At 40.8% G+C, this 11,254-nt stretch carries 5 protein-coding genes; 1 reads left to right on the top strand and 4 read right to left on the bottom strand.

Features of this window, described 5'->3' with window-relative positions; translation table 11 throughout:
* Position 1: 1 nt before the first annotated feature.
* From AB3G73_RS16375 to AB3G73_RS16390, 4 genes are read right to left on the bottom strand one after another with little or no spacing between them, the layout of a single operon-like run.
* A complete protein-coding gene (locus AB3G73_RS16375) occupies positions 2 to 1,366 on the bottom strand; it encodes a glucoamylase family protein (RefSeq protein ID WP_234133204.1) in 1,365 nt (454 codons plus the stop codon).
* A 28-nt stretch (positions 1,367 to 1,394) separates the two neighbouring features.
* The gene (locus AB3G73_RS16380) at positions 1,395 to 3,503 is read right to left on the bottom strand and encodes a family 43 glycosylhydrolase (protein ID WP_234133206.1); all 2,109 of its coding nucleotides are present in this window, start codon (positions 3,501 to 3,503) and stop codon (positions 1,395 to 1,397) included.
* Positions 3,504 to 3,526: 23 nt separating this feature from the next.
* Positions 3,527 to 4,993, bottom strand: a complete 1,467-nt coding sequence (locus AB3G73_RS16385; protein ID WP_321019498.1) for a RagB/SusD family nutrient uptake outer membrane protein — start codon at positions 4,991 to 4,993, stop codon at positions 3,527 to 3,529.
* A 52-nt stretch (positions 4,994 to 5,045) separates the two neighbouring features.
* Positions 5,046 to 8,075 carry a TonB-dependent receptor gene (locus tag AB3G73_RS16390; RefSeq protein WP_320980855.1) on the bottom strand — a complete coding sequence of 1,010 codons (3,030 nt, stop codon included), beginning with the start codon at positions 8,073 to 8,075 and terminating at the stop codon, positions 5,046 to 5,048.
* A 333-nt stretch (positions 8,076 to 8,408) separates the two neighbouring features.
* Here AB3G73_RS16390 and AB3G73_RS16395 point away from each other — a divergent pair, with 333 nt between their 5' ends.
* Entirely contained in the window at positions 8,409 to 11,180 is a 2,772-nt protein-coding gene (locus AB3G73_RS16395; protein ID WP_367745233.1) for a hypothetical protein, read from the top strand.
* Positions 11,181 to 11,254: the final 74 nt, after the last annotated feature.

Genomic DNA, 11,254 nt, shown 5'->3' on the forward strand with positions numbered 1-11,254 from the left:
TTTAGTCGGTTGCTGTAGAAGTGAAGCCCAGCTTCTTCAGTCCTTGCTGGATTTCCGGACAACTCATGAATAACCGCCAAAGCAATCCTGTACGGTAGTTCTCTATCATTGGCGCAATCGTACACTGATCGATGGCAAGATAATGCGGAACAGTCCACTTCTCGTTCGGTGAGAATGCATCGTAAAATCCATATTTACCCCAGATCCACGATCCTTGTTTATAGAAACCTTTCAAGGCAGCCATCGATTCCTCCGGTGTGTAGGGGAAAGAGGATAAAGCGGCAGTAGGAGTAATCACACCAAGATCATTGTCCGGCATGTGTGCTGAATAACCATTTATTGAATAACTCGCTGTAAGTCCCCAACAATCAGGCCCGTATCCTTTGTATCCCTTCGGATTAGTGACACAATATTGATAATCACTCATCGCATGATTGCGTACCACGTTCCAGTAGTTGGCATATTGATCGGTCAAATTACGCGGGTCAAGACCGATGTAAGAGTAGTGTGCCCAGAATAAAGGACCACCTTTTTCTTCTGCTCCATTATGTTTCAGTTCGAGCGGGTAACCGTAAGGTTTAGAGGCACTTTTGATGCCACCGCTACGCGCCCATCCTTCATGATAACATTCTGCCGGAACAGAATGTGTAGGAGATGAGGCGGCAAGGATATAGGTAATCAGACATTCATTATAACCTTCAAGCGGGAAGTTCATTTCCCAGCCATAGTTAGGAGACCAATGCCAATATAATACATTTTGTCCGCCGTTCCGGTACCAGTCGAATTCCATTCCGTGCCATAGTTCATCTATTTTAGAGGCCAATGCTTTTTCTTTTTCGTTGCCGTCTTTCACGTATTGTCGCACACACAACAGGCTTTGCATAAGGAAACTACTTTCCACCAGGTCGCCACCGTCATCTTTTGTTCCGAATGGTTTCACTTTGCCCGTAGGACCATTCAGCCAGTGCGGCCATACTCCATGAAATCGGTCGGCTTTTGCCAGATAGTCTACAATCTTCGTCAAACGAGCTATACCTTCTTCCCGGTCGATAAAGTTCCGTTCGATAGCTACTAACAAGCCGGCAACTCCAAATCCACTACCTCCGATTGTAATCACATCCTGATCTTGCTGCGGATAGATATTATCAAGGTGTATGCGTTCACAGGCCAGTCCGGAAGTCTTTTCCGCACCTTCCCACATATAGTTGAAGTGTGTTTTTTGAATATAGTCGAGCAGTTCGTTGTCGTTCGCAAATGCCACGGGGCGATCAGGCTCCGCATCAATCACTGTCTTGTTCTTTTGTGTACATGCGCATATCACTACGAGTAGGGTAATAAATATGCCGGTTCTTGTCCATTCCATCATCTTATAAAGTATTTCTTCTGATTAATAATTATTGTTTCACGACTTTCGACAACGCCGACCGTCCCGATTCATTCAAAGCTTCAATGGCAAAGTAATAAGTCGTACCAAGGTCCAGTCCCCGGAAGTCATAATGATCCGCACCGTTCACGGTTATACAGTTGTATAACTTTTCAGGAGCAATGCCATAGTAGATATTATAACCGTAGGCACCGGATGAAGGACTCCATGAAATCATCGCATTGCGCTTATCCTGTTTGTCACGTACTACTTTGAAATTTCGTACCGGAAGCGGTTTCTCCCCATCAGCAAAACCAAATATCCGAAATTCCGAGAGACAGAAATTGCCTGATGGGACATGAATGTTTTCCAGTTTCAGATAACGGGCATCCAAAGTCTCGCTCAATTCGATGTAGTCATGAGGTACATCTTTATCATTATCGCTTTTATCTACCACCAGTGTCCAGTCTGTTCCGTTATCACTGGAGTAAATACGATATTGATAATACAAATCGTTTGCACGATTATGCTGCACACTTTTATGGTCATAATAATTGAGTTGAATTGCCTTTATATGTTTCATACCACCAAGGTCAATTTCTACCCACTCACCCGGTTCTCCGGTTTTAGCAGCCCAATACGTACGCATATTTTCATCGGTAAGATTGGAAGCGGAGTAGATACTGTCGGTACTGGATACTTTTACCGGTTTCTCATAGGAAAGAAGCATCCAGCCGGTGAACCGGTCAGACGGATTTTTAATATCGTAGTCAGCATTCCAGTATGGGTAGTCGCCGAATGCTGTGGTAGAATACATTACTCCATCCGGATCGAATGCCGTAGGATATAATCCGATACGCCTTTCAAACTTATATTTGAGAGACAACATACAAGTACCTACATGCCAGTAATTTCCCTTCAGGTCCTGAAAAGTACCACTGTGTCCTACTCCCTGCACAAATCCACCGGGTTTATAACTCATCGGATTATGCTGCTGGTAAGTGAACGGCCCCAATGGCGAATCACTGACATATACCCCGTCAGCATACACTTTGAATTCCGTACCCGGAGCACCGTACTGGAAATAATATTTTCCATCATGCTTCGTCATATAAGCCCCTTCGGTAAACGGACGTAACGTCACTTCGTCATCATTATTCATGCCAAATCGCTCCCAGCCATGCTCTTCCGGACGAAGCATCATGATATCGTAGATCTTACTAACCGGACGGAAATCATCACGACTGATCTCTACACCTTTAAGAGGATATTCATTACTGGAACCGTAATAAAGATAAAGTTTACCGTCATCATCCAAAAACAGGCAAGGGTCCCATGAAGGTAACGTATTACGTTCGATAGCACGCTTGAAACGCCCGGATTTGGGAGACGTGCTATACCACACAGGCAATCCCTCATAAGTAGAACCGGTATAGAACAGTGTATCTCCGCTTACAAACGCTGCCGGAGCACACATATCGTCATCTGTAGGACGACGTTGGAAAGAAGCCGGAGCAAATTCCCAGTCGCTTAGATTTTTCGAATAATGGAAACCTCCCTGGTTCGTTGAAAACAGGAAATACTCATCTTTATAAGTTAACCCCATCGGATCGGCAGAAGATCTGAATGATCCGCCAAACTGAACATTGTTGTTATAAGGTTCATAGTTATAACTAATATTCATAGGATTGCAATAGGTACGAGTGACAGGATGCACAGGGTCATACCACCTTGTAGCTTGAGCAGGCTGGCGCTGCACTGATTTATGTTTCTCCGGTCGCATAACGATTTTCACTTGCCGATCGGCAACAGCACGTTTTACATCAGCAAAAGATTTTCCCGGATAATAAACATAAAGATGTACATCGTTATCAGTAGCCTTCAACGTATAACGGCCTTCCACGTCTGTGTTACAATGAACCGGACTCGAGAAAAACATAACGGTAGCCCCTTCAAGCGGATTACCCTGTTCATCTACAACCGTTCCGGTTATTTCATATTGATTTACTACCGGGATATAATAATCGCTTACCTGTCCTTTGACTACTTTTATAGAATCATCCGGCGGTAGAGCGTTCCCTGCCAAAGCAGAGAACGCGATCCCAGAACTTAGTAATATCTTTTTTACTATTCCTGTCATTTATAGATTTTATTTAGACATGATTACTCGTCAATCGGTTCATTAGTCAGACTTGGGATATTGGATACCTGATCGAAAGGAAGCGGATAATAGGTTTTATCAGCACTCCATCCTTTGGAACCAAGTACAGAAGCAGCCTTACCTGTACGAATCAAGTCATTGTAACGTTCTCCCCACTCACAAACAAGTTCCATACGGCGTTCATCAAGGATTTGATCTACTGTCGCATCATTAATCGCGGACATATTGGCACGGTCACGCACAAGATTCAACGGTACATCTCCATCTTTGCCTAAACGTACTTTGGCCTCTGCATTCATCAACAACACCTCTGCATAACGGAATATGCGGACATTATTATTTGAACCATATTTGGTACGGCCAGGTGTCAGCTGATCTGTCGGAGTATAAGCTTTTCCATTCCAGCAATCTGTTTGAGTAGAGTTCTGCAATTCACGAATCACGTCACCGCTTGGAGTAGTTGTACCAGCCAACAGGAACGAAGTCGTAGCACGGATAGTCTCACCACGAGCCGCTGCCCAATCACGGAGATCTTTATATATACCGATAAATCCCCAGCCTGAAATATTTCCGTCGTTCGCCGGTCCCTGGAATACAAACCAGTTATCAGCATCTACCATATCACCTGAACCAAGACCAAAGTCAGTACACTGACATTCGAATAACGATTCATCACAAACCTTACCCGGAATCTTGAATAAATTATAGTAATCATCATAAAGCTTAAATTTCTTACTACCGATAATATCATCTGTCAGTGTCTCAACTTCCCCATAATTTCCCATATTCAGATGCATCTTTGCTGCAAGCATTTCTGCCGAGAAAGCAGTGACAGCACCATAATGAGCCATTTCGTTCGGACGTAATCTCGGAGTATGGTCCATCGTATATTGTAAATCTTCAAGAGCATATTTATAGACAGCATTGATCGTTGAACGGGTCATATCGGTTTGAGTATTACTACGTAAAATAGTCACTGGCCCAAAAGCCTGTACAAGCCGGTAATAAGCATAAGCACGAAGGAACTTCACCTCACCACAATAAGAGCGGTAATTGGTCATATCATCGTCCGACGTGATATTTTCGGCATAGGAATCCAGCGATTCAAGAGCAGCATTGGCCACTTTTATGATACCATAGTACTGATTCCACATCTCGTTGAGTCCCCAGAAAGAACTATCATAGTTGTAGTTACCCATATCAACAAGGGTTGCCTGGTCGTCTATACGCCCGGACCAAACATCATCATCACGTACTACAGACAATGGCCATATCACCCAGTGCATACCGCCTGTTCTAACTTTTGCATATACTCCGGAAACCGCTTGATACATATTCTCTATCTGAGTAAAGTCTACATTCTCTTCCGGAACCTTATTTTCGGGCTCTTTATCAAGATAATCACATGATGTATTGCATAACATTAATGCTGGCAACGCATATATTAAGATATTCTTTAGTATTCTCATTTTCTTGTTCTTTTGTTAGATTAAAATTAATAATTAATTTTTCCATTCCGGCTTAGAAATCAATCTGGATTCCAAAGCTATAAGTAGATGTCAAAGGATAAACTTCTGTGTCCCATCCTTCAGCATCGCTCAACTCCGGAGTGAATGAATTCGCCTTAAATGTCGTGAATGGACGATCTGCCGTCAGTGAGAAACGGATACCCGGCAATGTATAATTTCCCATCTTGATATTACGCAAACTATAACCGAGAGTTATGTTCTGAATACGGAAGAAATCCGCACTTTCTACAAAATAAGAGTTCACTCTTTGGTCAGATACATTCCAGCCTTTTACCAATGCTGCTGCAGACGGATGCGAGTTAGTAGAACCCGGTCCGGTCCAACGATTCTCATACTGTGCTTTATCAAAGTTATAATTAGACTGTGCATAACGCAAAGCACGTTTACGGTTGTATATCTGTCCGCCTGTTTGACCATACGTAGTTAATTCAAAATCCAGATTCTTCCAGTTCAAACCAAGATTAATGCCGTATGTAAAATTAGGTATGTAAGAGCCAAGCACTTGGCGGTCATCACCATCAATCACGTTATCACCGTTTACATCTTCATACTTGAAGTCACCTGGTACAAGATTGTTGGCTACAGCAATCGGATCTTCCGCACATTCTTCCGGAGTCTGATAAATTCCTACGACCTTATATCCATAGTATGAATTCATTTCTTTGCCTACCATATTAATGGTCTTTCCTCCCTTGATAGAGTTCAATCCTCCAAGGTCTTTTACCTTATTCTTCAAATATGAAAGGTTCACTCCCAAATTATATTTGAAGTCTCTTCCGATATTATCATTCCAGTTAAGTGATAAATCAAAACCCGAATTCAGAATCTTACCATAGTTTCCGGCAAGTACGTCATTGCTGAACGGTAAACGCGGAGATATAACAGCTCTTTTTGTCAAGCGATAAAAATAGTCCAAATCTACATTCAAACGATTTTTAAAAGTAGAGAAGTTCAAACCGACGTTTGTTTCATCTACCAGCTCCCACTTCAAATAACTGAAATAAGTTGTATTTTGATAGCCTGGGAAAGTAGAGTTTCCAAATACACCGGATGCAGAATTACCTGTGGTAATTGAAGCAAAACCGTCACTTGCAGCTACGTGGTCATTACCCAAACGTCCCCAGCTGGCACGCAGTTTCAGGTAATCGAAGAACTTTTGATCTTTCATGAAATCTTCTTCACTGATAACCCATGCAGCACCAACGGATGGGAAATATCCCCAATGTTCCTGATATTTGGAAGAACCATCCGCACGCATAGTGAATGTCAACAGATATTTCCCTGCATAGTCATAACTTAAACGGGTGAAATAAGACTGACCGCGATAGCAGTAACCATCATCTCCAAGAGTTACACCTTCAGCATTTCCCTGACTCAAATAAAGCCATTCGTCTTTTCCTTCCGGTACATTATTAGCTTTTCCCCACATATATCTATACTGTTGTTGTCGCATAGAGTAACCCAGCATGGCTCCAAAGTTATGTTTTCCCCACTGATTATTATAAGTCAATATATTATCCCAAATATAATTGTAATAGTTCGTATCTTTCTTTGTCAATTCTGAAACGGCCTGTTGCTGCCAGCTACTTACATAGTAGGGAGCTATATATTCACGACCACGAATGGCTGAATAATCATAACTATAACTTGTTCTGAAATTTAACTTCTCCGGCAAGAGTTGGAACTGTGCATAGAAGTTAGTCAATACCTGATAGTTCTCATTTTGTGAGTCATAATAGTTGGCTGTTGCCACAGGATTGTAGAAGTTAGCAGTGAAACCAACTGCATCAGGTGATGCATACTTGTCGGGGAAAGTATTGTCATTTGCCGAATCATAAACCGGATAAATGCCCGGAGCATTAAACGCCTGCTGCCAAGCTTTATTTTGCGGCAAGACCTGGGTAGAGTTACTAAATACACCATTAAAACCTACTTTCAGCCAGTTGGTTGCTTCATAATCGAGTGCTGCACGGAAATTGAGACGTTTATAGTTATTCTCTACATCCATTACACCATCTTGATATAAATAGCTCATACCCACGGAATAAGTGCTTTTCTCTGTTCCACCACTAATTCCCAAACTGTGGTTAGTGATAAGCGCACTCCGTAGCAACTCCTTATACCAGTCTGTATCTGAGTCGAATTTCCAGTTATGAAAATCCGGATCGGAATAGTCACCGCCGAACTTATCAATAGAAGCCTTCATGGTAGATACATATGCATCATAATTAGCTTCGAGCAGCATAGTAGAATACTCTTGAGAGTTAGCCATTTCTAAAACGTTTGTAGCTTTCTGTACACCTATATATCCGTTATAGGTAATTTTAGCTTTCTGATTACGTTGGCCTTTTTTGGTAGTGATAATAACAACACCATTAGCAGCACGCACACCATAAATGGCAGCTGCCGAAGCATCCTTCAACACAGACATATCTTGAATGTCATTACTATTGAGGAAATTGATATCATCATAGAACATACCATCCACTACATAAAGAGGCGAACTGTTGGAAAATGACCCTTTACCACGAATAGCTACCTTCGGCCCTTCTCCCGGAGTACCGCTATTGGTTACGTTTACTCCGGCCACTTTCCCTTGCATGGCAGCCATAGGTGAAGAGGCAGGAGTAGAAAGTAACGCTTCTCCCTTAACTACCGTAATGGGAGAAGTTAAGTCCTTAGCTTTGGCTGAACCGTAACCGATCACGACCACTTCTTCCAGCTTCTGAACATCATCTTTTAATTGAACATTGATTACATTCTTCCCTTTTACAGCAATTTCTTGAGGTATCATTCCTATATAAGAGAAGGTAATAATAGCATCTTCGGGAATGTTTTCCAAAGTATAGTTACCATTAAGATCCGAAATCGTACCGATATAGGTACCTTTGACATGAGCAGACGCACCAATGATCGGTTCACTAAAGGAATCAACAATAGTACCTCTGATTGTTTTGTTTTGAGCAAATAGTGTCTGTAAACACAACACTACAACTACAAGAAAAGTAATCTTTCTCTTCATTTTTTTACGTATTAATTGATAATAAGGTTACTAAAAAATCGATGCGACAAAGAAATGGACTTTTTAAAATTCTTGCAAAATAACACATACTACGCTACTACTTTTATGCTGTATAACACTACGTTTTTAGTACGTTTATCGCTTCCAGACACTTATTTCAGCATGTTTTTTCGCTGAATTGGGATTTATTAATAATTTGGTATTATATTTGAAAATATTTTTATTATAAACACAGAGAGAAACAATCCAATGAAGTACACCGGTTTCATATATCTATTTATAATTCTCACAGAAGGATGTTTATTCCCGGCAATAAGTCACGCATCTACATTCATGCCTATTGTTACCAACTATACTGCCAAAGATTACCAAGCGGGATTACAGAATTGGGCTTTAGCTCAAGGAAAAAATGGAGAGATGTATATTGGAAATAACACTGGATTGTTATGTTTTGACGGTTATACATGGAGTAAATATCAGATGCCCGGTAATCAACTTGTTAGATCTATACTCATTGATGGCGACCGTATTTATGTGGGAACATACGAAGACTTCGGTTATTTCAGCCGCAACTCCCTTGGTATACTTGAATACACTTCCTTATGGAACCAGCTCGAAAATATCAAGACACACAACGATGAAATATGGAATATACTCAAAATAGGGGAATGTATTTATTTCCAATCATTCAGTTCATGGTTTAAATATGACGGCAATAAAGTTACTGCACACTATGATTCCAAACACCTGCCACTGTATTTTCACAAAGCACATGAACGAATTTACGTACAGATGGTTAACGGTAATTTTTATCTCCTTGAAAATGATGAATATAAACTACTGATTGAACGTAAAGCATTGAAAGATGATTCCGTAGTTGCACTCATTCCTACGTCAGGAGGCAAAATGATTCTATGCACCGAGTGGAACGGGCTCTTCGACTACGACGGAACAACCCTCTCCCCCCGTCCTACAGCCATCGACCAAGAATTAAAAAGCCAGCAGATGAATCGTGCCACAATGATCCCGTCAGATTCGACAATTGTACTTGGAACAATCCGTAACGGTATCTATGCCATTGATAAAGAAGGTAAAGAGAAGTGGCATTATGATATGGAAAATCGTTTATATAACAATTCCGTATTACGACTTTTCTGCGATCGGGATAATAATGTATGGGCTGCACTTGATATTGGTGTAGCATTAATTCATACCGGCTCGCCTTATTCCATTTTAATACCCGACCGCGACTCACAGTCATTCGGAATGGTATACGGAGTCAATGTCTTTAACAATAACTTATATATTGCTACTAACCAGTCTGCCTGGTTATATTCTTTCATAAACAAAACTGTTGTTCCTATTCAAGGCACAGAAGGACAAAACTGGCATATCAGCACATTTGATTCACAAATCTTGTTGGGAAACAACTTCGGTACTAAAATCATAACAGGAACTGCAGCGAGTAACATTCCGGAAACAGAAACCAGTAGCACGTGCCTGCGTAAATGCATCATTAACGGACAAGAAGTGCTCCTTGAATCTTCCTATTATAACCTCCGAGTCTATCGCAAGCATAATGGCAAATGGAGTTTCTCTAATTCGATTGACGGTTTCTGGAATCCGGTACGTCAGTTCGAAGTGGATTATAGCGGTAATATCTGGGCGGCACATATGAGCCTCGGTATCTACAAGATAGAGCTTTCAAGGGATTTAAAAAAGGTGGAGAAGTATACTTATATCAAATCATTGTCAGACGAAGAAAATAATGCAAGCCTGATGCATGTTATGAAGATACGTGGAAGAGTGGTATTGTCGGACAGCAAAAGAACGTATACTTATGATGATATTAACCAGCGTATCATACCTTTCGTACAACTTAACTCTATTCTCAAAAACGGGATTAATATGGCTATACCGGTAGATGATAACCTCTATTGGCTCACCGACTATCGCGGATACACCCTGATAAGATATGATAATGACAACTTCAGGATGGAACGCTTCATACCTTCCTCTTTTTTCGGACTTGAATGCAATGAAAACAATAATAATGTATATGTAAACAACAACATTACTTATTTCTGCCTCAACAATGGTATAGGGCGTTTGGATATGAATCTGAAAAAAGATACTTTATTACAAAAGCATTCTTTACTCATTAGAGAAGTGACTTCCTTGTCGCAGAATTATCAATTGCATTTAATGCCTGTATCTGCCCAAAAGAAGGACAACGAAAAAATATGGGGTGATATAACTTTCCATTTGTCTTATCCTAATTTCAATTGCGAACCGTTCCGTTTTTGTTATCATCTCACGGGAAGTAGCTTAGATCTGATGTCAGAATCAGCCGATCCGGTGGTCACATTTGGTAGCTTAGGGTATGGAGATTATCATTTTACGGCTTCAGTAAAAAATGTCGATGGCAAAGTACTTAGTTCCGTAGAATATTATTTCAATAAACCACGCCCATTTTATCTGTCCATATATGCTTGGATAATATATGTGCTTCTCGCAAGTGTAATAGTATACTTCTACTCTCGCTGGCATGCCGCCAAAATGCTAAGAAAACGTAATAGGGAGTTTGAGAAAGAAAAAATGAAACAGGACATCAAGATGTTGGAACAGGAACATATCATTGCGCAACAACGCGAACAATTACTTGAAGCTGAATTGCAGGTTAAAAGCAAAGAATTAGCTAGTCTGGCTCTCGATGCCGTAGTTCAACGCAAAGCGGTTGAAAGTCTGAAAGAAGTTATGTCAGAGCAAGAACATAAGGGAATTATCAATCAGCATGATATAGACACTATATTGAAGCAGATTAATGGAAACCTGAATGAAGAGGAATTCTGGGATATTTACCACAAGAATTTCGATATGATCCATAAGAACTTCTTCCGTAATCTACGCAAACAGTACCCCAGCCTTACTGCCAGTGATTTGAGATTTTGTGCACTACTACGGTTAAATCTATCGACTAAAGATATTGCCCAGTTCACCAACCTTACTATTCGTGGGGTAGAAACAGCACGTTATCGAATAAGAAAGAAGCTTGCCATTCCCGGGAATATTAATCTCGTCGATTTTCTGATTGACTTTACATAGGAATATTTACTGAATATTCCTTTTAATTTCACGTCCCTATTTTGTTGGGATTTTCTAAAGAAACTTTATCTTTG

It is taken from the genome of Bacteroides sp. L008, assembly GCF_040812255.1.
GTDB classification, from domain to species: Bacteria; Bacteroidota; Bacteroidia; order Bacteroidales; family Bacteroidaceae; genus Bacteroides; species Bacteroides vicugnae.

Bases quoted from the DNA above. Each gene is read 5' to 3' on its own strand.
- AB3G73_RS16380 (WP_234133206.1), bottom strand. From the start codon at position 3,503: ATGACAGGAATAGTAAAAAAGATATTACTAAGTTCTGGGATCGCGTTC.
- AB3G73_RS16395 (WP_367745233.1), top strand. From the start codon at position 8,409: ATGCCTATTGTTACCAACTATACTGCCAAAGATTACCAAGCGGGATTA.
- AB3G73_RS16375 (WP_234133204.1), bottom strand. From the start codon at position 1,366: ATGATGGAATGGACAAGAACCGGCATATTTATTACCCTACTCGTAGTG.
- AB3G73_RS16385 (WP_321019498.1), bottom strand. From the start codon at position 4,993: ATGAGAATACTAAAGAATATCTTAATATATGCGTTGCCAGCATTAATG.
- AB3G73_RS16390 (WP_320980855.1), bottom strand. From the start codon at position 8,075: ATGAAGAGAAAGATTACTTTTCTTGTAGTTGTAGTGTTGTGTTTACAG.